This is a genomic window from Empedobacter falsenii (assembly GCF_013488205.1).
GTDB classification, from domain to species: Bacteria; Bacteroidota; Bacteroidia; order Flavobacteriales; family Weeksellaceae; genus Empedobacter; species Empedobacter falsenii_C.
This window is the reverse complement of sequence record NZ_CP040908.1, coordinates 3,059,159-3,080,923: the sequence shown is the minus strand read 5'-3', so window position 1 is coordinate 3,080,923 and position 21,765 is coordinate 3,059,159. Positions and strand designations below refer to the sequence as shown.

Sequence of the window (21,765 nt, the reverse complement as noted above, 5' to 3'; positions counted from 1 at the left end):
TTTTTAAATAACATAAGCTGTCCAGTAATGGGCAGCTTTTTTTATGAATAATGATTAAATTTATTTAGTATAAAATGAATTTAATTTATAGTTTAAAATAATATCAAGAATAACATACAATTTTTGATATATTTTTTGAATATTATTCAAAATAGTCTTAATTTTGCAGTCGAAATGGAAAAGATAGAATTTAATTTAGATGCTACTGATTTGAAAATCATGCGATTAATGCAAGATAATGCACGCATTAACAATGCAGACATCGCAAGAGAATTGGGAATGGCTCCTTCTGGAATATTAGAACGAGTGAAAAAGCTTGAAAATAAGCAAGTTATTTTGGCTTATCACGCAAAAATAAATCCAGTGGCAGTTGGACAAAAATTACTTTCGTATATGTTTATCAAAACCGTAGATATTATCGGTGATGAAACAGTAGGAAGACAACTTGCCGAAATTCCAGAAGTTTTAGAGGTTCATGATATTGCTGGAGAAGATGGTTATCTAATCAAAGTGAGAACTTCTGATAACGAAGGTTTGGTAGAATTGATGCGCAAACATTTGAGTAAAATTGGCGGAATCACTTCTACGCGTACAACTATAGTTTTACAAACAATAAAAGAAGAACAAAATATCGTTATACCAACGATTTAAAAAATAGAGATTGAATGAAAGGGAATCAACCAAGTAAGTGGCTGATTATTGCAGCGTATTTCGTGGTTTATGTAGTTTGGGGATCAACTTATTTTTTTATAGATAAGGCTTTACATGGTTTTAGTCCGTTTATTTTGGGTTCGTTTCGCTTTATTGCGGCGAGCACAATGTTGATGGGATATTGTAAACTGAAAGGTTACAAGCTGTGGGATAAACAAATTGTGAAACAATGTATGTTTACAGGGTTTATGTTGTTGTTTATTGATATGGCTGGGATTATTTGGTCCGAACAATTTTTACCAAGTGGAATTGTTGCAATTATGGCAGCATCGGCAGCAATTTGGTTTATTGTGTTAGATAAACCGAAATGGAAACAAAATTTTTCAAGTATTCCTACTGTTTTAGGTGTTCTGTTAGGTTTTGTTGGTGTTTTGATGTTGTTTTATGAACAGACAACCACTGTGCACGCAGATGTAGATCAACAGTTCCTAAACATGATTGGGTTGATTGTTCTTATCTTTTGTTCGATTGCTTGGACGTTAGGTTCTTTGTATTCAAAATATGTAACAGAAAAGCAGAAAAAAGAAGTTACGAAACCAAAAGAAGATTTGAACATTATGGTCAAAACGGCTTGGCAAATGATTACTGCTGGAGTTTTGTTTAATACAGTTGCAATTTTCAATGGAGAATATGCTAATTTCAATTTTGCGAATGTAGCGACAGAAGATTGGTTGGCAATGGCTTATTTAACAACTTTTGGCTCTATTCTTGCTTTCGGATCATATGTTTGGTTGTTGCAATATCGTCCAGCTGTGGAAGTTTCTACATATGCGTATGTAAACCCTATTGTAGCCGTTGCATTGAGTTATTTTTTTACAGATGATGTCGTAACTCATTTGCAAATTTACGGTTTGGCAGTAATTTTGTTCAGTGTTTTATTAATGAACTGGAATCTTTATAAAAACACAAAATTAGTTCAGAAAATTCTGCATTTTGTTTCTCGTAAACATTATGCGCATTAAATATTATGATGATTATTAATAAGAAAGCTTCTCGATCCCGAGAAGCTTTTTTTTGTTTTATTTAGTTTTAAAATTTACGATTAGTTCATTATTATCTAATTTTAAAGCATATCCGTCTTCTGATTTGAAACGATTTGAAATTACAAATTCATATTCTTTAGTTGGAATTAATTCCAAACTTAAAACGAATGTAGTATTATTGTTATAGAAATTAGCTTTTGTAATCTTAGGACTATACTCTTTTCCTTTTTTTGAGAATTGTATTGAATATTCTTTTGGATTCATTGGTTTAGAAAATGTAATTCTAAATTCTTTGATAGATGAATCTACATTTGTTGAACCATTTCCGAAAGGTTCAATTTTTACGATATAAGGTTGTTTTTTTTCGTATTCTTTTAATAATCGATTTTTATCAAAACCTTCTTCATAAAAACCAGATTTTCGAAGAAAATTTTCAACTGCTTTTTCATCTTGATAATTCAGTTCTATAATATCTTTTATCGCTTGTTTTTTATTTTTAGCTTGATTATAATATGATTTACATATTTCATATCCAATAAAATATCCCAAATCAGCAGCTTTACCCTTTTGTCCTCCATTGTATAACCAATTTGAAAAATCATCTACAAACATCTCTTCTTTAAATTGTTTTTTCAATTCATCGAAATGTTGTTTTCCATAAAAAATATATTGTTTTTCGATTGGTTCTCCTAATACAAGTTCTGTAATAAAATCGCACGAACCTTCTTTTAATGTATGATGTAATAATGAGTTGTTTTCATTTGGTTTTTGTTGCGTGTGTACATATTCATGAATATTTAGTGAAATAATATTATCAAGTGATTGCTTCGCAAAAACATTTTTTAGCCAATTATTTTCAAATTCTGAAACATCTGTTTTTGGAGTTCCTGTTGCAATTTCAGCACCAACTAAAACCATATTTTCATATAAAGTTCCACCCGAGCGTAAACCTCCAATTGTAAAATACATTTCACCTTCTTTTAGTTCTGGATATAGTTTTTTGAGTTTTTTTACAGTTTTAGTTAACTCTTTTGTTTTATTCTTTATGGTAAGTGTATTTGGTCTTACTGAATTCCAAAATTTAGGATAACTATCAATAAGTTTAACGTAAATAGTGTCACTATAATCTCTTACTTTCATAAAAGTTTTTAAACCTTTTGTTCCTTTGTCGATGTATAAAGTGTTGATAAACTTTATTTTTTGAGAATAATCATTTGTTGATTGAATACTATCATAAGCGACCCAAAAATTATCAATATCTGATATGTAGATATTTTTTGAATTCGTTTTTTGCCCAAATCCAATACTTGAAATGATAAAGAGTACAAGAACTAACGTTTTATTTCGCATATAGTGTTTATTATAAGACTACAATATAACGAAAAGGTTACAGAACGATACAAAAAAAAAGCAGCTCTTTTCAGAACTGCTTTCGTTAGTATAAAGTTTAATTTATTTTATAACTGAGTGCATTTTACAATTTCCAAACCATATTGTGTAGTATGCGGTTCTTCTAAAGTACGTGTAATCAAATTCATTTTTTGGATGCCTAAATCTTTGATGATTTGAGAACCAATTCCGTGATCTTTTTCATCGGCTGGTAAAACACCAGATTTTGATTTTCCTTCAGAAAAACTTTTGAAAATCTCTAATTTTTGTTCAATCAACTCAGAACTTTGAATGTTATTAATAAAAATTACAACACCTCTTTCTTCTTCATTAATGATGTTCATTGTTTTTTCTAACAATGGTGTTTCGCCGTTTTGTAAAGCGCTAAACAAATCATAATAGCTATTTGTTGATTTTACACGAACTGGAACTACATCATCTTTTGTCCATTTTCCTTTTTTTAAAGCGAAGTGAACTTGATTATTTGTTGTTTGTTGATAAGCGATTAATTCGTATTCTCCGAATCTTGTTTTTGCTGGAAATTGCTCGATACGTTTTACTAATGATTCGTTTTCTAATCGGTAAGCAATCAAATCCTCAATCGAAACAATTTTAAGATCAAATTTCTTCGCAATCTCTAACAATTCTGGCAAACGAGCCATTTCTCCATCTTCTTTTAAAATTTCGACAATACATCCAGCAGGATAATGTCCCGCCATGCGTGCCAAATCAACAGCAGCTTCTGTATGTCCCATGCGAACTAAAACTCCACCATCTTTTGCAATTAATGGGAAAATATGTCCTGGTTTTCCTAAATCATCTGGATTTGTATTTTCGTCAATTAAAGCTTGAATAGTTTTAGAACGATCCGAAGCCGAAATTCCTGTCGTACATCCGTGACCTTGTAAATCCACAGAAACAGTAAAATTAGTTTCGTAAATAGCCGTATTGTGTCCAACCATAAGGTCCAAACCTAATGCTTTACATCTTTGTTGTGTAAGTGGCGTACAAACCAATCCGCGTCCGTGCGTAACCATAAAGTTGATGACTTCTGGTGTTGCAAATTCGGCGATACATAGGAAATCTCCTTCATTTTCACGATCTTCATCGTCAACTACAATGATAACTTTTCCTTGTTTTAAATCTTCTAAAGCTTCTTCAATTGTGTTTAATTGAGATGATCTATTTTCCATTGTTTTATGTTATTGATAACGAGAATGCTCCTCGTTTTTGTTTGTTTTCTTAAACTTATTAAAGTATTTTACAATTGGATCAACGTAAATACTGATGTCAAATAATCCAGAATCTTGATTGGCTTTGTAACTAAACAAAATAGAGAAAGGAAGCGCGATAATATTCGCTGCCCAAGCGGCAAAAGTTGGATCTAATTTTCCGTTTTTCGCCATATTTTCTGCCGAGAAATTAAGGATAAAATAAATAACGAAAATGATAATTGAAATGACAACTGGCATTCCGATTCCTCCTTTTTTTACGATTGCACCTAATGATGATCCAATCAAAAAGAAAATAATACATGTTACTGCATACGAGAAATTTCGTTGGTAATGAATATTTACTTTTGAATATAACTTTTCTCTGTTTACAATTTCTTGTTCAGAAAACGTCATATTTTCTTGATCACGATTTACCATTTGTACGGCTTGATTAAGAACTTGATCTTGTTCTTGACGATTTCGCTCTTTCAAGTCAAAAATCATATTTGTTTTTACCGTATCAATATCTTTTACTTTGATTGAATAGAAATAGTTTTGATTAAACATATTCGTTTTCAAATCTTTGTAATACTTCTTATAATCTGTGTTTAATGAATCGATAAGATGTCTTAAACCTTTTCCGTCCAAGTATTTGTAAGAGTTTCCTGGATCTTCGTCTTTACCAGAATTTAGAATATCTGAAATGTCAATATAATAGTTTAATGTATCAAATTTAGTATATTGATTTTCTTGACGTTTACGTTGATCAAAGTTTTTATTTTTGATATTATCGGTATAAGCAATTCCATCAAAAAGTTCCATTTTTAGATAATGGTTGTCATTTTTGTCTGGAGCAAGATTTCCTTTTTTCGCAATAATTGTCATCGTATTTTCACCAAAAGGTGCATTTTGATGGACAAAAACGTCTTCTAATTTTTCTGAATTTTCGCCCGAAACTTTATTAATTTTCATCTGAAATCCGGGAACGGTTTCGATAAAAACACCTTCTTTCATACTTACCGTTGGTTTGGTTTGTAAGATATTGAAGTACATTGTTCGCGCTTTTTGTTGGGAATAAGGCATCACTTTGTCTCCGAAAAAATACAATCCGACAGACATTAAAGCGACTAACGTAAATAATGGAGCAAGGATTCTGGTAAGTGAAATTCCAGATGCTTTCATTGCAGCTAATTCGTATCGTTCTCCAAAACCTCCCATGGTCATAATAGACCCCAAAAGGATTGTAAGCGGTAATACAAGCTGAATAACGTTAATTCCTAACCAAAAAAGTAATTCGGTAATAGTGTACCATTCTAAACCTTTTCCAACAAATTTTTCCATTTGTTGCCATGCAAATTGCACGATAAAGATGAAAAATAGAACACTAAATATGAAAAAAAATGGACCTAAAAAGGTCTTGATTATATACCAGTCAAGTTTTTTTAACATTGATTATAATTGAGTAATCATATAGCCTTGCGACTTATATTTCTTTTGGTCAAAGTTAAAGTAACTTTTGTGAATAAGTAAATTTTGAACGTAATCTTTTACAATGATTGATGTTGTGTCGCCATTTTTACCATATTCCTTGTAATCGTAGATTTCATTATTCGCTGTATTCACTCCCAAAACCGAATATTTGATTGTAGAAGTTTTAGTTGGCGTTAATTTTATATACTGAATTGTTTTTCCTCCAACGGTTTTTTTATCTGTTAAAGCGTAGCTGAAATCAGTACGATATGTGTTCAAAACTTTAGTTGGTGTTAAGAAATCATCTGTGTTAGATGCATCAGAAATAGTGACTTCTTTGTCATCTTTTGCAATTGTATATAATTTAGTTCCTGTAAAAATTTGGTTGATGTCGCCTACATTCAAGTTAAATTTTTGTTTCATTGCAAAAACTTCTCCCGAACGACTTGTTGATTTTCCATTTGCATTATGGCTAAAATCAAATTTGATGTAATACGAGTTTGCGTTGGTATATTTAGCGTAAACTTTGTCTAAGATTTGTTTTGCTGATTGAGCGTTTAATGTTCCAACCCCTACTAATAAGAGTATGAAAGAATAGATTATCTTTTTCATACAATTTAATTTCTATCTGTTTTTAATAAATTTTAGTTCAAATTATTCAACAACTGTTCCAAACTCATGTCATCTTGTATCAACACTTGTCTTGCTTTACTTCCTTCGAAAGGACCAACAATTCCGGCAGCTTCCAATTGATCAATCAATCGTCCGGCACGGTTATATCCTAATTTTAATTTTCGTTGTAATAAAGACGCGGAACCTTGTTGATTCATTACAATTAATCTTGCAGCATCTTCAAAAAGTACATCACGATCAGATAAATCAATATCTAAATTAGAACCACCTTCTTCGCCAACATATTCTGGCAAATGCATCGCATCTGGATAACCACGTTGTTCACCAATAAATTCGGTTATTTTATCTACTTCTGGTGTATCCACAAACGCACATTGTAAACGTATTAATTCGTTTCCAGTTGTGTACAACATATCACCTTTACCAATTAATTGATCGGCTCCTTGCGAATCTAAAATTGTTCTCGAATCGATTTTTGACGTTACACGGAAAGCGACACGTCCTGGAAAATTGGCTTTAATTGTTCCTGTAATCACATTTACAGATGGACGTTGAGTCGCAACAATCAAGTGAATACCAACGGCACGAGCCAACTGAGCCAAACGAGCAATCGGTAATTCAACTTCTTTACCAGCTGTCATAATCAAATCTGCAAACTCATCCACAATTAATACAATATACGGTAAGAATCTATGACCTACTTCTGGATTTAATTTGCGTTGTTTAAATTTCGCGTTATATTCTTTGATATTTCGAACGAAAGCATTTTTTAATAATTCGTAACGATCATCCATTTCAATACAAAGTGAATTTAACGTGTTAATTACTTTTGTATTATCTGTGATAATTGCTTCTTCCGAATCTGGTAATTTTGCTAAATAATGACGCTCTATTTTAGAATATAAAGTAAGCTCAACTTTTTTCGGATCGACCATCACAAATTTTAATTCAGATGGATGTTTTTTATAGATTAATGAAGCAATAATTGCATTCAAACCAACCGATTTACCTTGTCCAGTTGCACCAGCCATCAACAAGTGAGGCATTTTCGCTAAATCGGCAACAAAGGTTTCATTCGTAATTGTTTTCCCGAAAGCAATTGGCAATTCCATATCAGCATTTTGGAACTTTTGTGAAGCAATAACCGAATGCATAGAAACCATTGAAGGATTAGAATTTGGAACCTCGATACCAATTGTTCCTTTTCCAGGAATCGGCGCAATAATACGAATACCAAGCGCTGCCAAACTTAAGGCAATATCATCCTCAAGATTTTTGATTTTAGAAATACGAACTCCAGCTTTTGGTACAATTTCGTATAATGTAACTGTAGGACCGATTGTTGCTGAAATTTCATCGATTCCGATTCCGTAGTTTCCTAAGGTTTCGACAATTCTATTTTTGTTCGTTTCTAATTCTTTTTGATCAATTAACGTATTTCCGTTGTCATATTTTTTCAATAATGAAATAGGAGGAAATTGATAATTTGGCAAATCTAAACGTTGATTGTATTCACCTTGTTCTTGCACCAATCGAGCAGAAGCCGCTTCAAATTCTTCTTCCTCATCAACATGTTGAACTTTTAATTCTAATCCATTTTCAGAAGAATTTTGAGTTGGTTGAGCAGGTTGAATTTCTGTTTCGAAATTTTGTTCATCATTAATTGATAAAAAATCTACTTGATCATATTCTTCCTCCTCATCAGCCAAATCTTCAACCACTAATTCTGTAATATTAAGTGGAGTTTCTTCGATTATTTCTTCTTCTTTTGGTTGATTAATTTTAAATTCTTGATGAAACGCTTCGTTTGGATTTACTTTATGAGATTGAATTGCTTCTTTCTCTTGTTGTTCTATTAATTCTAATTCTTGCGATAAACTATCTTCTTGTTGCTTTTCGGCATCTTGATTGAATTTATTTATCTTTTCTTGTTCTTCTTTTTCCTTGCGTTTTCTTAATTCAAGCTGTTCTTTCTTGATTTTTTCTTGCTCTTTTTCTATGCGCTCAATTTCTTTTTGTTTCGCACGTTCTTCCATTTTTTCTTGGATTGATTGATACGTCATTCGGAAATGAATCACACAATAAATCAATAAACTAACGAAAAGCAATAAAATCACACCCCATTTACCAATAAAGCTATTTAGGAAATCATTAATTTCAAATCCCATTACGCCAGAAAGCATGTGTTGAGTTGGTAAAATGCAACCAAAAAATATTGGCAACCAAATCATGAAGAAAATGCTTTGATAAAGCGTTGTGAAAGGTTTAATTTTTTTCCAATTTGTAGCTACTTTAATTCCTAAAAGAATAAAGAAAACTGGGACAAAAAATGAAACGATTCCAATTCCTTGCAAAATGAATGTTTCGCCTAATAATGCGCCAAACTTCCCGAAGATATTTTCGGCGGTTTGACTTTTGTCTAATAAATCAGAGATTTGACTCTGATCCATAAAACCATTAAAAAAATAAGAGATAAACGAAGCTAATAGTAATAAACCGATTACTAAAAACAGTATACCTATAATTGTTTTGACGATTTGTTTTTTAGGAGTTTTTGGTGCTTCCTGCGTGTTTTTTATAGCCATTTTAAGGTTGAGTATAATTGAGGCAAAAATAATAAATCTTTGACAGACGAATCTAACGAAAAGTATTTAAATTTACTAAAATCGCAATCAATTTTAACTCAATTTGCTATCTATGATTGATTATTATTAGAAATGATTTAGAAAAAATAAAAAACTGAGTTAGATATTGTATCTAACTCAGTTTTGAATATTTGATTATTTAGTCTGTTTTTTTGCTTAATCATTTTTGAAATGATTCATTTGACGTTTGGCTTCTGCACGAATTAGATTTAATTCTATTTCAGATTCTTTCTTAATTTTTTCAAGACTTTCTTCCATCGATTGTTTCAAGGCATCAATATCTTTTTTGAGTTCTAATGATTTTCTCTTGTTAAAACGTTCTAGATAATAACCTGCAGCAGCGATGACAACCGAAACAATAATTCCCATCACAACCAATAAATAATTCAAAGTTCGATGAAATTCCTCCATTCCTTCTTTATGAAAATTGATAATATCAGCGACATTTTGTTTGCTTAATTCTAAATTATCTTCTTTCAAATCAAGTTCTCTTAGCTTAGAATCAATTTTATTTTCATACAATTCTATCTTAGCATCTATAACCTCACTTTTCGAAATAGTTTGTTGTCCGTAATTATTTATTGATAGTAGTAAAATAAAAATTATAAAAGTAAACTTCATCTTAATCGCATTAATTTTAAACAATGTACTAATATAGTAAAATATAACGATTGTTTCTTTCTGATTAATTCTTCCAAACTAAATTTCCTTTGTGCGCTAAAGCTAAAACAGGCGACATTCTTGCAACCGCTTCAGCAGAGCAACTTGCATCAATCAAAACGATATCAGCATTATCACCAGTTTTTGGCCATTGTTGACTTCCTTTGTTGTCTAATGGCGTAATGTTTTTTGTTGCAAAACCTAAATTTCTCGATAAATCATATTCAGTTTCTAAACCATATAATTCTGAAATCAAATTTGCTTTTTGCAACATATTTCCCGTTCCAAACGTGCTCCAGTAATCTTGTACATTATCATTTCCTATTAAAACTTCAACACCATTTTTTACCAAAGTAGGAATTGGCATGGCGACTTTATTGCGGAAAGGAACAGAAGAAACAATTCCAACTTTTGCTTCGGCTAATTTTTCTGCAATTTCTTGTTCCTCATTTTTTGATAAATGTGCTAAAGCAAAGGCGTGACTTACATATGATTTTCCTTTTAATTGAGGATTTTTTATCGTTAATTCAGCTAAATATTCAATTGTACGCATTCCTTCTTTTCCTGTGTCATGCAAATGAATATCGATTCCTTTATTATGATCCAAAGCCAATTGAACCGTAAAATCAATTGCTTTTTCGATGTTTTTATCAATACTGAAAGGATCTAATCCACCAACAAAAGCAACGCTTTTTAATTGCGCAGCTTCTTTCATCAACGAAGCAGAATCGGTATAGTATAAACCGTGTTGAGGAAAAGCAACCAATTCGGCACTGAATGTTTCCTTTTTATTTTCTAAGGCTTTTTCTAAATTTTCTAAAGACTTCAACCCAGAAGTTGTGTCAACATTGAAATGTGTACGCGCATAAGTAGTTCCGTAATGTTGTAATAAATTGATTAATTGCTCGCCACGCTCAACTGAAGTTTTTAACAATTCTGGAATAATTTCTTGCTCATACGCAATCATATCCGCAACTGTTCTTCGTTTTGGCGAAAGCGCTTGCCAAGGTAAGCCATACAATGTTTTATCCAAATGAACGTGCATATCTTTGAAAGAAGGCAACATTAACAATCTTTTTGCATCAATTGCATCTGTTAATTGAGGATTTTTAGCACTTATTTTTGCTATTTTACCATCTTTTATTTCAATCGAAAATAAATCGGTTTTTGTTCCGATAATTCCAGATTCATCCTCAATAAAACCTGTTTCTAATCGTACATTTTTTAAGGTATAATTTCCTTTTGCGATTGTTTTATAATTTGTTTGCATGATGATTTATGATTTAATAATGGCTACAATTTCTTTATAACCTCTTTGTTGTGCATGTTGCAAAGGCGTTACTCCATCAGAATCTGGAATATCCATTTTTGCACCTGCATCTTTTAATATCTGAACAATTTGTTGATATTTTTTGCTTCCGTCACCCAAAACAATGGCTTCCATTAATCCAGTCCAACCCAAACGATTCACATGATCTACAGGATAATTTTTGGTATTGGCTAATAATCGTACCGTTTCTACATGTCCGCGCTCACAAGCAGGAATTAAAGCAGAACCATTGTAACGATTAAATACATCAAAACGAGCGCCATGATCTAAAAATAATTTCACTAATTCTGTTTGTCCACTTGCGCCTGCATATAAAAATGCACTATCTTGATTATCGGCTTGCTGATTAACATCTGCGCCATGTTTTACCAATAATTTTGCGATTTCTATATTTGAATTATTAGTTGCAATTAACAATAACGAACGCTTGCTACTATCAATGCTATTGACATCTTCACCACTTTCTAATAAGTTTTTAACAGATTGTAAATTGTTATTTTTAACTGCTTTTACAATATCTTTTTCATTCATAATTTCTGTATTTGAATCTTCTGTTGGAGTTGAATGACATGCTGTAACCGTTGTCATCATAAACATTAAAATTAAAACTGATTTCATAATGATTTATAGTTTGAATGATTTTGAATGACGAAGTTTTGAATTAATAGACAATATTTCCTTTTACAATTAAGGAACGAACAGGTGATATTCTCGAAACCGCTTCTGCAGAACAACTTGCATCAATCAAGATAATATTTGCATCATCGCCTTCTTTTGGCCATTGTTGTACACCTTTATCATTCAATGGAATTGGTCCTGCGGTTGCTAATTTCAACATTCTTGATAAACCAAATTCAGAACTTTGTCCGTATAACTGTGCTGCAAGATTTGCTTTCTGTAAAACACTTCCTGTTCCAAACGTATTCCAATAATCCACAATGCTGTCGTTTCCTGTCATTACGGTTACACCATGTTTTAATAAAGTTGGAATTGGCATAACTAAGCTTCCGAAAGGAATCGTAGAAACAATTCCGATTTGCGCTGCACCCAATTGTTCGGCAATGGCTTCTTGTTTTGATTTATCTAAAGTTGCTAATGCAAAAGAATGACTGACGAATGTTTTTCCTTTTAATTGTGGATTTTCGTTTACTTTTTTGATTAAATAGTCAATGGTATCATGACCAGATTTTCCTGATTCGTGCAAATGAATATCAATTCCTTTGTTATGATCTAACGCTAATTGAATTGTTGCATCCATTGTTTTCTCGATTGCGCCATCAACATTTGTAGGATCTAAACCTCCAATAAAATCGATGTTCATTTTAGCAGCTTCTTTCATATACGGCATCGAATCGGTGTAGAATAAACCATGTTGAGGAAAAGCAACCAATTCAGCTCCAAATGAATCTTTTTTATTCGCCAAAGCAATTTCTAAATTTTTCAATGAATCTAATTTAGAAGTTGGTTCAATGTTCACATGGCTACGCGCAAAACCTGTTCCGTACGATTGTAATAATTCAATCAGTTTTTCTGCTTTGTAGGTAGATTTTTTCAACATTTCAGGCAAAACTTTTTGTTCTAATTCAATCATTCCTTTGATTCCTCCAGAACGACGAACTGAGCGCCATCTATCTGCATATAAGGTTTTATCTAAATGAATGTGCATATCTTTGAAAGATGGTAACATCAACAAACCTTTTGCATCGATAGCTTTTGCATTCGGTTGATTTGGGCTGATTTTTTTGATTTTTCCGTTAGAAATTTCAATTGTAAAAAGATCTGTTTTTGTACCAATGATTTCGTCGTTTTCATATTCGAAACCTGTTTCTAAACGAACATTTTTTAGGATGAAATTTCCTGGCTTTGTTACATTCGTCTTATCTAATTGAAAATCTGGTGCAGCTTGTGAAAATCCTGGTAAAAGTGAAAATCCTGCTAATCCTAAAGCTGAATTTTTAAGAAAATCTTTGCGAGATATATTGTTATTCATTATTGCCTTTATTTGTATTAAACAAAGTACTTGAAATTATGTCCACTAAACTATCATAAAAACTGCTTATGCTTGTAGAATTTATCTTTTTCTTAAATATTATGAGAGTTTTGATTGTATATTTGATTATTATGTAATCCTTTAAAAGTATGAATACATACAAAGACTTTTTAATTATCAATAATTTTAAGGAAATCAAAGAAGAGTTTCAACTAAAAAATAACATTTTAGTATTCAGTAACTTTAATAAAAAATTGCACGAAGAATATATAGAAAATAGAAAAGAAATAGTTGAATCTTATTTCGAGAATTTACAAAAAGATCTATTAAATAATACTATAAAAATAGAGGATTATTATGCATTGTTTTTGCTTGAAGATGGATTTGATGAATCACAATCTACTTTTTTTTCAAATTATTTTTTACAATATATCAAGAGTCTGAATATTGCTATATCAAATAAGTATTATAGTGATGAAATTCTTGATTTTACTTGGAATGTTTTAGATCGAATATTTCATGAATGTTTTCATTGTGAACCGGAGTTTGAAGAAGAATATTTGAATGAACTTATCAAATTAAAAAATCAAATTGAAGAAATAGATAGTCAAGATGAACATTTACTTAAGCAAAAAATTGAGCAATTTATATAAGAGAGTATAATGTTTGAAAATACTATTTTTGATTTCGAAATTCTGATGGAGTAATATTGGTTTGAGCTTTGAAAAAGTTCGAAAAATAGGCATGATCTGTAAAACCTAAGTCAAAAGCGATTTCTTTGATGGATAAATCTCCCGATTTTAAAAGTCGCTTTGCTTCGATAATAATTCGTTGTTGAATAAGTTGTGTAGCTGAAACTTTCAGATGTTTTTTGCATAAAATATTCAGATAATTAGCCGAAATATGTAATTTTTCTGCATAAAAAACAACCGATTTTTCTCCTTTGTAAAATTCATCAATCAACATATTAAATTTCGCTAATCTCGGATTGGATTGATAAACTTTAAATTCTGTAAAAATTTGTTCCGCTTCTTTACTCACAATTGCCGCAATAACCGCTGCACGAGCATTAATCAAATGAACCAATGAATTTTCAGATTTTAATTCTTCTTTTATTGCATTGAATTCATACATCAATTTCGAGAAAGCTTCGTCCGATAATTTTATAACAGGATGATTTTGATAATTGGTAAATGAAAAGCGAAAATAAGGCGCGAATTGTTCGAAAAATGAACGTTCTGTCATCAATTGATAACCAATTGTTCCATCATTTATTTGCCATTTATGCATCTGTCCAGGAAACAAAATATGAATTTCTTTGTCATCGATTGGATAATCTTTCGAATCAATATTATGCGTTCCAGAAGCTTTATCGAAAAGAATAATTACAAAAAAATCGTGCTTGTGAGGTTTATCTATATGTCGTTCGCCATGCAATTCATTAAACAACAATTCGTCGCGACCAGCTAATTGTCCTTTTCGAAAACTTTGTATACTGATAATAGGTACTGAATCTTGGTTTTCTGAATTTTGCATAAAATAAAAATGTGTTCAACAATCAAATGAATTGTTAGAGATATTACTTTTTTTGACTTGTGTAATTTATAAATAAAAATAGAATTAATTGATGAGGTTTGAAAGAATTTTTATTAGAAACTTAAAACTATTATATTTGCATTTGTATGGAAAATTTTGTTGTTTCAGCCAGAAAATATCGCCCGCTAAATTTTGAAGATGTAGTTGGACAAGCGTCTATTACAAATACTTTGGAGCAAGCGATAAAGTCAAATCAATTGCCACAAGCTCTTTTATTTTGTGGACCAAGAGGTGTTGGGAAAACAACATGTGCTCGAATTTTAGCGCGTAAAATCAACGAAGAAAATGGAGTAGAAGGCGATCAAGATTTTGCTTTCAATATTTTTGAGTTGGATGCAGCATCTAATAATTCGGTTGATGATATCAGAAATTTAATCGATCAAGTGCGTATTGTTCCTCAAATTGGGAAATATCGTGTCTACATTATTGATGAGGTTCATATGTTGTCAACAGCGGCTTTCAATGCGTTTTTGAAAACGTTAGAAGAGCCACCAGCGCATGCTATTTTTATTTTGGCAACTACAGAAAAACATAAAATTATTCCTACGATTCTTTCTCGTTGTCAGATTTATGATTTCAAACGAATTGGAGTTGAAGATATCAAAGGACATTTGAAAAATGTTGCTGAAAAAGAACAAGTAACTTTTGAAGATGATGCATTGCATTTGATTGCTCAAAAAGCTGATGGTGCGTTACGCGATTCTTTGTCAATCTTTGATAGAATGGCAACTTTTACGAATAAAAATTTGACGTACTCTGCTGTTGCAGAAAACTTGAATGTATTAGATTACGATTACTATTTCAAGATGACAGATGCGTGTTTGGAAAATGATATTCCGCAAGCGATGTTGCAATTTAATGATATTTTGAACAAAGGTTTTGATGCTCATTTATTTATTTGTGGTTTGGGCGCTCATTTCCGAGATTTATTGATGGCGAAAACAGCTAATACAGTAAGTTTGTTGGAAGTTGGTGAGCGTATAAAAGCAAAATATTTGGAGCACGCGCAAAAATGTTCAGCAACGTTTTTATTTGGCGCAATCGAAATTTGTAATGAAGCAGATTTAAACTACAAATCGAGTAAAAATCCACGTTTAACAGTTGAAATTGCATTGATGCAATTGGCTTCGTTAACGGCAGAAGAAAACGGGCTTAAAAAAAAAAGTATAGGATAGTTCCGCCAACGTTTTATTTTTCTGAACAACAAACTTCTAAAATTGAAGTTCCTCAAGTTCAGCAAAATAATTCTATTCCACAAAATGGACAAACTCTACAGCAGGTAAATACGCAACACGTTAAAACTTCGATTTCGGAAGAAGTCAAAGAATATACGCGTGCCTCAAAACCAATTAGAACAAATGGTAATTCGTCGTTTAGTCTTAAGATGGCTTTGCCTGGAGCAAAAGTTGAAGAACATCAGGAAGAGATTTTACGAAATGATTTGCCTCGAGAAAAGTTTACATTGGATCAAGTAAAAGAAGGCTGGAAAAGATTTTTGGATCGATTAAAAATCGAACATAATATTCCGTCTTATAATGCTTTGATGACAACTGAACTTGGTTTGGAAGGTGATGAAATTATTTTCGAATTTACTTCACATTCATCGGAACAAGAGTTTGAGGAATACCGCGATCGAATCAGAAATAGTTTGAGAGCATTCCTTAAGAATCACTATTTTAGTATTCAGATTAAGTTTTCGGAGAAGGAAGCAACGAATCATATCTTATCAAACAAAGAGAAATTTGAGAAATTATCAGATAAAAACCCGATTTTGTTAAAATTAAAAGAAGAATTTGGGTTAGATTTGTATGATTAATGAAAGTTTCTTATTAAACTTGCAATAAATTTTTATAAATAATGAAAAAAGTTCTTTTAGGGATTTTTGTTGTTGCGTCGTTAGTGTCTTGTAACAAAGGAAAATCTGTAGACAAATTAGAAAGCGAAGATCAAAAAGCTTCTTATGCTTTCGGAACTGGTCTTGGTGAGCAAATCAAAGGTCTTGGAGGACGTTTAGTTGAAACTGATAGTATCAACTACGATCAATTAGAAAAAGGGATCCGTGATTACTTAAAAGCAGGTAAAGAAGGTAGAGAGTCTTACGCTATTGGTCAACAAGTTGGTCAGCAAATTGAGACGGTTATTAATCAACAACAATTAGATCAAATGGACAAGGATATCATTGTTCAAGGGATTATGGATGTTGTACGTCACAAAAAATTGTTGATTACACAAGAAGCGGGAATGGGAATTTTAGATACGTATGCAAAAAATCACCAACAAAACTTGGTTAAGAAAAATGCAGACGAGTCTAAAAAATTAGTAGACGAGAAGAAAAAAGCTTCTGGTGCTAAAACAACTGCTTCTGGATTAGTTTATGTTGTAGAAAAAGAAGGAACAGGTGCTAAACCAAACATTAATAGTATTGTTAAAGTAAAATATACTGGTAAAATTTTAGCTACTGGTAAAACTTTTGATAGTACGGATAAAAACCCTGAAGCTAAAGGAGGTGTAGAATTTCCTTTGAATCAAGTTATTCCAGGATGGTCAGAAGGTTTACAATTAATGTCTAAAGGATCAAAATACAAATTCTATATTCCTGCTAACTTAGGTTACGGTGAAATGGGAGCTCCTGGAGGACAAATTGGACCAAACCAAGCATTAGAGTTCGAAGTAGAATTAGTAGACTTTAAAGAAGGTCAACCAGCTCCACAAGGACAACCAGGTGCGCAAGGGGGACAAGGTTTATCTGAAGAGCAAATCAAAGAATTACAAAAACAATTTGAAGCTCAAGCACAACAAGGTAAATAATCATCGATTAGATATAACAAAAAATTCCACTCAATTGAGTGGAATTTTTTTATGGATTAATTTTTAAATTATTTCAAATATTTAAAAATTTGATTTGCTTCTACAGAACCTTTTTTGATGGTAACAAGATTTTGATCCTTGTCGAATAAATAAAATGTAGGAATAGAAGTTGGTTGAAAAATTGGACCAAATTCGTAATTAGAATCATATAATAATTCTACATTTTTATTATTTACAAAATTAGGTGCGTGCTCTTTTAGGAAAGGGATAGCGTCTTTTGCTTCGTATTCAGAAACCAAAATAATCTGAGTATTTTTTAAATGTTCTTCGTAATTATTGCTAAAATGATTCAAGGCTAATTGGCAGTGAATACATGTTGGCGAATATAAAACGATTAACGTTTGTTTTCCTTTTTTGATATCTTTTGAACTGAAAATTCCTTCGGATTGCATTTTTACAAAAGAAAATTCTGGAATAGATTTTAGCGTATTTTCTGTTTGTGCAAATGTAAAAATCGAACAAAAGAATATCAATAAAGCAGTAATTTTTGTTTTCATGTTTTAAGAAAAATTTTGACGAAAGTTAGTCAATTCTATCCAAAATAAAAACGACAGTTTATAAAACTGTCGTTTTCCTATTAAATAAATGCTAAAAATATGTTTAACTCTGAGAAAATTAGAATTTGAAATTTACTTGTGCAGCCATATTAAATGGATCGATTTGGTTGATGTAACCTCCACGGAAGTAAGAATTGTATCCTAACTGATCTGTAATGTTATTAAAGAATAAACGGAAGTCAAATCTTTTCATAGAATATCCAACTTGCGCATTTAATGTATAATAATCTGGCAATAAGAAAGGTTTGCTTCCTCCGTAGAAATTACCATGAGCATCACGATCTAAACTTTGTTCGTTAGATGGTCTTGAACCTACGTAGTAAACACCAGCAGAAACAGTGAAACCATTCAAGAAATTATTTTCAATAAATTTATATTGAACCCAAGCATTTGCTGTATTGTAAGGCGCATTAGATGGTCTTGAATCTTCTACATATTGAGGAGAATCGTGGTAACCAGCATCTAAGTATGCATATCCTAACATAACTTGTAAGTTTGGTAATGGACGACCAGCAACTTCAAACTCGATACCTTTACGTCTCAAATTACCAGCTTTTTCGTATAAACCAGTTGCTGTTTGATTTTCGTATGTTTCGAATGTTAAGTTATCGTTGTTCATGTTGAAGTAAACTACGTTTGCACGTAAACGGTCGTTGAACCATTGTGTTTTAACACCAACTTCTACTTGATCTGTAACAGAAGGTCCAGCTTTGCTTCCATCAGTCATAATGTTTAAAGCAGAGCGTAAACTTGTGTTTGTTGCATAAGTAATGTAAGCATTTACATTTCTCCAAGGAGAAACAACTAAACCAACAACAGGATCTACAACACCATCGTGGTTATCGATTAAATAGCTATAACGTAAACCTCCAACAAATGTGATTAAATCTTTATAAGAGAAATGATGTTGTGTCATAAATCCGTAAGAATAACCTCTTGATAGATTTGTTTTGTCTTTGTTCCAAGCTAATTTAGCTTCTTGCTCAGGAGTTAAGTTGATCGAATGGTTAATATCTTTGAAAACATCAATTTGATCAATAGTTCCGATACCATCTGCAGTTCTTGTTTCTAAACGGTTGATTGTATAATCATATCCAGCTTGCCAATTCCATTTGAAATCACCAAATCTCATATCTTTACCAATCAAGTCAATTTGTAAAGTCGAGTTTCTATCATCTCTAAAAGAACGACCTAATCCACGATTACGAATGTTATATTCTGTACTTCCTTTTGGTAAAGCTAACGTTGCTCCTAATTGGTCACTGTTGTAGAAGTTACTAAAGTAAGCAACTCTAGCACTAATATTATTTGTTAACTGTCTTGTAATACGAGCAGCGTAAGAATAGTTTTTGATTTCGGTATTATCGATATCATATCCCATAAATTTATCACCGATATCGTATAAAGCTTCAGTAAAATTATCTCCTAAATTGATAGTTCCACGATCTGGCGTTTTATCTCCTTTGTAATAATCAAACTCAGCAACAAATTCAGTTTTATCATCAATTTTCCAAGCCATAGATGGATTTACATAGAAAGAATTACTGTTAATAACATCTCTATAACTATCTCCATTGTTATATGAACCTGTTAAACGGAAAGCTAAATTTTTATCTTCTGTAACTGTTCGTTGAATATCATATGTAGAACGGAAAGTATTCCAGCTTCCATATTGTGCAGAAATATGTCCTTGGTTAATATAACGTGGCGTTTTTGTTGTAACGTTAATTACACCACCAGCAGAACCTAATCCATTTCCAATTCCTTGTGTAACCGCAGCAGAACCACGAATAACTTGAATAGATTCTACACCAGCCATATCAATAACAGCAGATCCTGTACGGAAATCAGAGTCCATACGAACACCATTTTTTAAGACAGGAACTCCTCTATATCCACGAATAGACATCGATTCGCGAATACCCCCATAATTTCCAAATAACGTAACACCTGGTACATTACGAGTTGCATCCGTGATTGTTTGTGCACCTTGTTCTTCAATTAACTTTTCAGAAATAATTGAAATAGATTGAACTTGATCTTGAGGATTTGCAGGAAAACGTGTAATTGTTTCTAAACCTCTTTGATTCTTGTTACGATCTCCAAAAATTTCAACTTCTTGTAGATTGCTAATTGAATCTTTTTTTTCTTTCGTTGTTTCTTGTGCGAACGCAGTAGAAAAACTTAGTATAGTAAGTGTAGCTAGTAAAAGTTTATTCCTTTTCATATGTTATGTATATTTATTCTAAATAAAATTAATGCTGCAAATTTAATTAGACTTAGTATAAATAAAAAAAAGAAATCGACTGATAGATATCATCTATCAGTCGATTTTGTTAAATATTTTAAGAAAATGGATGTTTACTCGAAAAAAGAGAAGTGTACGTTTCCGTATTTTTTGTGCTGTACAAAGTTTGGATGCTCTTCAAAAGAAATGCTTGAAGGATGTTCTAAAACAAAATTTCCACCTTCTTCTAACCATTGATTATCGATAACCAAATTTGGGATTTTTTTGTAAGTTTCTACATCCAAATCGTAAGGAGGATCAGCAAAAATAATATCAAACTTTTTGATTGATTGCTTGTCCAAATATTTCATGACATCACTTTTTACAGTAGAAATAATATCATCTAATTTTAATTGTTTCGCTGTTTCGTCCAAAAATTTTACACAACCGTAGAAATTATCAACCGAAGTTACTTTTTTTGCTCCACGTGAAGCAAATTCTAATGAAATACTTCCAATTCCAGAGAATAAATCTAAAACGGTAATTTCGTCGAAATACCATTCGTTGTTTAAGATATTAAATAAAGCTTCTTTCGCGAAGTCTGTTGTTGGGCGCACCGGCAAGTTGGTTGGTGCTGTGATTCTTTTTCCTTTTAATGTTCCTGAAATGATTCGCATTCGAATAATTTATATAATGTAAAATATTGCCCAAGTTGTTTGTCTGCTTCGTTAAACGAAATATGACGCACATATTTTTGTAAAGTTTCGTAAAAATCTGGCGAATTTAAGATATCACCAAAAGCATACAATGAAACGGTATTTGGACTAATATTTAATTGATTTAATGTATACAAAATGTAAAACAAAAAGTCTTCTTTCGTTTTTGTTTCAAATAGATTATAAAAAATAAATTCTCCATTGCTCAACACGCAAACTTCTAATTTTTGATGCATTAAATTGATATAAATTTCATCGTTTTTAGAATTAATCATTCCATAATCTACCAAGAATTTGCCCGAATGATACAAACGCGCATTTTGCAAATTCGGTAATGAAAGCAAAATATCTTTTAGTGGATAATGAATATTGTAGATAATTGATGCATCTACATTTTCCAAAGGACAATCGATCGCTAATTTTACAGGACTATAGTTAGAAAGTGATAACAATTCCTCAAAAGGTTTGTGCGCAAAGTGATTTGGAACAACATTTACAGTTGTCGACAAAAAACAAATATGCACATAATCATATTCTTGTAGCAAAGTCAAATTAGAACGCAATTCATGTTCAATCTCAATTTCCGTTTTGTTAAGATTTGTAAAATCTACCGAATAGTCATACACATCCGAGTACGAAGTCGTTTCTCCGTCGGTTGTTTTGGTAATATAACTAAGCATATCGTGAGATAGTAAAATCGCTAACGAATGTTGAGTTGTTTTTGACATAAATTTTTCTTTATCCTTGAATTTTTAACTCGTTGATTAAGATATATA

20 protein-coding genes are annotated in these 21,765 nt (G+C 31.6%); 6 read left to right on the top strand and 14 right to left on the bottom strand.

All coding sequences use genetic code 11. The annotated features are described in order from the left end of the window. The first annotated feature begins 174 nt into the window (after positions 1–174). On the top strand, positions 175–651 hold the full coding sequence (locus FH779_RS14435; protein WP_038332665.1) for an Lrp/AsnC family transcriptional regulator: 477 nt from the start codon (positions 175–177) through the stop codon (positions 649–651). Positions 652–665: 14 nt separating this feature from the next. After that, positions 666–1,673 carry an EamA family transporter gene (locus tag FH779_RS14430; protein ID WP_180905200.1) on the top strand — a complete coding sequence of 336 codons (1,008 nt, stop codon included), beginning with the start codon at positions 666–668 and terminating at the stop codon, positions 1,671–1,673. Positions 1,674–1,730: 57 nt separating this feature from the next. Here FH779_RS14430 and FH779_RS14425 read toward each other — a convergent pair whose 3' ends face one another. The 9 genes from FH779_RS14425 to FH779_RS14385 all read right to left on the bottom strand — a co-directional run bounded on the left by FH779_RS14425 (position 1,731) and on the right by FH779_RS14385 (position 13,025). Then, positions 1,731–3,044, bottom strand: coding sequence for a gliding motility protein GldB-related protein (locus tag FH779_RS14425; protein ID WP_180905199.1), 1,314 nt, complete (start codon positions 3,042–3,044; stop codon positions 1,731–1,733). A gap of 107 nt (positions 3,045–3,151) precedes the next feature. Then, positions 3,152–4,276 (bottom strand): 3,4-dihydroxy-2-butanone-4-phosphate synthase, encoded by a 1,125-nt coding sequence (gene ribB / locus FH779_RS14420; protein ID WP_180905198.1) that lies wholly within the window; start codon positions 4,274–4,276, stop codon positions 3,152–3,154. Between the two features lie 9 nt (positions 4,277–4,285). Then, positions 4,286–5,746 (bottom strand): LptF/LptG family permease, encoded by a 1,461-nt coding sequence (locus FH779_RS14415; protein WP_038332671.1) that lies wholly within the window; start codon positions 5,744–5,746, stop codon positions 4,286–4,288. Between the two features lie 3 nt (positions 5,747–5,749). Beyond that, positions 5,750–6,379, bottom strand: a complete 630-nt coding sequence (locus FH779_RS14410) for a LolA family protein (protein ID WP_115001837.1) — start codon at positions 6,377–6,379, stop codon at positions 5,750–5,752. 32 nt (positions 6,380–6,411) lie between these two features. Next, positions 6,412–8,985 (bottom strand): FtsK/SpoIIIE family DNA translocase, encoded by a 2,574-nt coding sequence (locus tag FH779_RS14405; protein ID WP_180905197.1) that lies wholly within the window; start codon positions 8,983–8,985, stop codon positions 6,412–6,414. Between the two features lie 216 nt (positions 8,986–9,201). Then, positions 9,202–9,666 carry a hypothetical protein gene (locus FH779_RS14400; RefSeq protein WP_115001833.1) on the bottom strand — a complete coding sequence of 155 codons (465 nt, stop codon included), beginning with the start codon at positions 9,664–9,666 and terminating at the stop codon, positions 9,202–9,204. Between the two features lie 64 nt (positions 9,667–9,730). Further along, a complete protein-coding gene (locus FH779_RS14395; protein WP_115001831.1) occupies positions 9,731–10,975 on the bottom strand; it encodes an amidohydrolase in 1,245 nt (414 codons plus the stop codon). Between the two features lie 6 nt (positions 10,976–10,981). Continuing rightward, positions 10,982–11,653 (bottom strand): ankyrin repeat domain-containing protein, encoded by a 672-nt coding sequence (locus tag FH779_RS14390; protein WP_038332680.1) that lies wholly within the window; start codon positions 11,651–11,653, stop codon positions 10,982–10,984. Between the two features lie 43 nt (positions 11,654–11,696). Then, on the bottom strand, positions 11,697–13,025 hold the full coding sequence (locus tag FH779_RS14385) for an amidohydrolase (protein WP_038332683.1): 1,329 nt from the start codon (positions 13,023–13,025) through the stop codon (positions 11,697–11,699). 149 nt (positions 13,026–13,174) lie between these two features. Between FH779_RS14385 and FH779_RS14380 the strand changes: the two genes are divergently transcribed. Continuing rightward, positions 13,175–13,678 carry a hypothetical protein gene (locus FH779_RS14380; protein ID WP_180905196.1) on the top strand — a complete coding sequence of 168 codons (504 nt, stop codon included), beginning with the start codon at positions 13,175–13,177 and terminating at the stop codon, positions 13,676–13,678. Positions 13,679–13,700: 22 nt separating this feature from the next. On the opposite strand, the gene FH779_RS14375 is transcribed toward FH779_RS14380, so the two are convergent. Beyond that, positions 13,701–14,561, bottom strand: a complete 861-nt coding sequence (locus FH779_RS14375; RefSeq protein WP_180905195.1) for a helix-turn-helix domain-containing protein — start codon at positions 14,559–14,561, stop codon at positions 13,701–13,703. Positions 14,562–14,707: 146 nt separating this feature from the next. Here FH779_RS14375 and dnaX point away from each other — a divergent pair, with 146 nt between their 5' ends. The 3 genes from dnaX (at position 14,708) to FH779_RS14360 (ending at position 17,429) form a co-directional block, all read left to right on the top strand. Then, complete coding sequence (gene dnaX, locus FH779_RS14370; RefSeq protein WP_180905194.1) at positions 14,708–15,796, top strand: DNA polymerase III subunit gamma/tau; 1,089 nt, start codon at positions 14,708–14,710, stop codon at positions 15,794–15,796. Positions 15,797–16,005: 209 nt separating this feature from the next. Then, positions 16,006–16,437: a hypothetical protein gene (locus FH779_RS14365; RefSeq protein WP_115001825.1), complete on the top strand. Its 432-nt coding sequence runs from the start codon at positions 16,006–16,008 to the stop codon at positions 16,435–16,437. A gap of 41 nt (positions 16,438–16,478) precedes the next feature. Continuing rightward, positions 16,479–17,429, top strand: a complete 951-nt coding sequence (locus FH779_RS14360) for an FKBP-type peptidyl-prolyl cis-trans isomerase (protein ID WP_038332691.1) — start codon at positions 16,479–16,481, stop codon at positions 17,427–17,429. 68 nt (positions 17,430–17,497) lie between these two features. Here FH779_RS14360 and FH779_RS14355 read toward each other — a convergent pair whose 3' ends face one another. From FH779_RS14355 to FH779_RS14340, 4 genes are all read right to left on the bottom strand, one after another. Further along, the gene (locus FH779_RS14355; RefSeq protein WP_180905193.1) at positions 17,498–17,986 is read right to left on the bottom strand and encodes a TlpA family protein disulfide reductase; all 489 of its coding nucleotides are present in this window, start codon (positions 17,984–17,986) and stop codon (positions 17,498–17,500) included. Positions 17,987–18,104: 118 nt separating this feature from the next. Continuing rightward, positions 18,105–20,273, bottom strand: a complete 2,169-nt coding sequence (locus FH779_RS14350; protein WP_125349772.1) for a TonB-dependent siderophore receptor — start codon at positions 20,271–20,273, stop codon at positions 18,105–18,107. Between the two features lie 134 nt (positions 20,274–20,407). Then, positions 20,408–20,950: a 16S rRNA (guanine(966)-N(2))-methyltransferase RsmD gene (gene rsmD / locus FH779_RS14345; protein ID WP_180905192.1), complete on the bottom strand. Its 543-nt coding sequence runs from the start codon at positions 20,948–20,950 to the stop codon at positions 20,408–20,410. After that, a complete protein-coding gene (locus tag FH779_RS14340) occupies positions 20,926–21,717 on the bottom strand; it encodes a DUF3822 family protein (RefSeq protein ID WP_180905191.1) in 792 nt (263 codons plus the stop codon). Before FH779_RS14340 ends, rsmD begins: the two co-directional genes overlap by 25 nt. Positions 21,718–21,765 lie beyond the last annotated feature (48 nt).

Bases quoted from the DNA above. Each gene is read 5' to 3' on its own strand.
- FH779_RS14355 (WP_180905193.1), bottom strand. From the start codon at position 17,986: ATGAAAACAAAAATTACTGCTTTATTGATATTCTTTTGTTCGATTTTT.
- FH779_RS14400 (WP_115001833.1), bottom strand. From the start codon at position 9,666: ATGAAGTTTACTTTTATAATTTTTATTTTACTACTATCAATAAATAAT.
- FH779_RS14415 (WP_038332671.1), bottom strand. From the start codon at position 5,746: ATGTTAAAAAAACTTGACTGGTATATAATCAAGACCTTTTTAGGTCCA.
- ribB (WP_180905198.1), bottom strand. From the start codon at position 4,276: ATGGAAAATAGATCATCTCAATTAAACACAATTGAAGAAGCTTTAGAA.
- FH779_RS14410 (WP_115001837.1), bottom strand. From the start codon at position 6,379: ATGAAAAAGATAATCTATTCTTTCATACTCTTATTAGTAGGGGTTGGA.
- FH779_RS14365 (WP_115001825.1), top strand. From the start codon at position 16,006: ATGGCTTTGCCTGGAGCAAAAGTTGAAGAACATCAGGAAGAGATTTTA.
- rsmD (WP_180905192.1), bottom strand. From the start codon at position 20,950: ATGCGAATCATTTCAGGAACATTAAAAGGAAAAAGAATCACAGCACCA.
- FH779_RS14395 (WP_115001831.1), bottom strand. From the start codon at position 10,975: ATGCAAACAAATTATAAAACAATCGCAAAAGGAAATTATACCTTAAAA.
- dnaX (WP_180905194.1), top strand. From the start codon at position 14,708: ATGGAAAATTTTGTTGTTTCAGCCAGAAAATATCGCCCGCTAAATTTT.
- FH779_RS14385 (WP_038332683.1), bottom strand. From the start codon at position 13,025: ATGAATAACAATATATCTCGCAAAGATTTTCTTAAAAATTCAGCTTTA.
- FH779_RS14405 (WP_180905197.1), bottom strand. From the start codon at position 8,985: ATGGCTATAAAAAACACGCAGGAAGCACCAAAAACTCCTAAAAAACAA.
- FH779_RS14350 (WP_125349772.1), bottom strand. From the start codon at position 20,273: ATGAAAAGGAATAAACTTTTACTAGCTACACTTACTATACTAAGTTTT.
- FH779_RS14425 (WP_180905199.1), bottom strand. From the start codon at position 3,044: ATGCGAAATAAAACGTTAGTTCTTGTACTCTTTATCATTTCAAGTATT.
- FH779_RS14430 (WP_180905200.1), top strand. From the start codon at position 666: ATGAAAGGGAATCAACCAAGTAAGTGGCTGATTATTGCAGCGTATTTC.
- FH779_RS14380 (WP_180905196.1), top strand. From the start codon at position 13,175: ATGAATACATACAAAGACTTTTTAATTATCAATAATTTTAAGGAAATC.
- FH779_RS14390 (WP_038332680.1), bottom strand. From the start codon at position 11,653: ATGAAATCAGTTTTAATTTTAATGTTTATGATGACAACGGTTACAGCA.
- FH779_RS14375 (WP_180905195.1), bottom strand. From the start codon at position 14,561: ATGCAAAATTCAGAAAACCAAGATTCAGTACCTATTATCAGTATACAA.
- FH779_RS14340 (WP_180905191.1), bottom strand. From the start codon at position 21,717: ATGTCAAAAACAACTCAACATTCGTTAGCGATTTTACTATCTCACGAT.
- FH779_RS14435 (WP_038332665.1), top strand. From the start codon at position 175: ATGGAAAAGATAGAATTTAATTTAGATGCTACTGATTTGAAAATCATG.
- FH779_RS14360 (WP_038332691.1), top strand. From the start codon at position 16,479: ATGAAAAAAGTTCTTTTAGGGATTTTTGTTGTTGCGTCGTTAGTGTCT.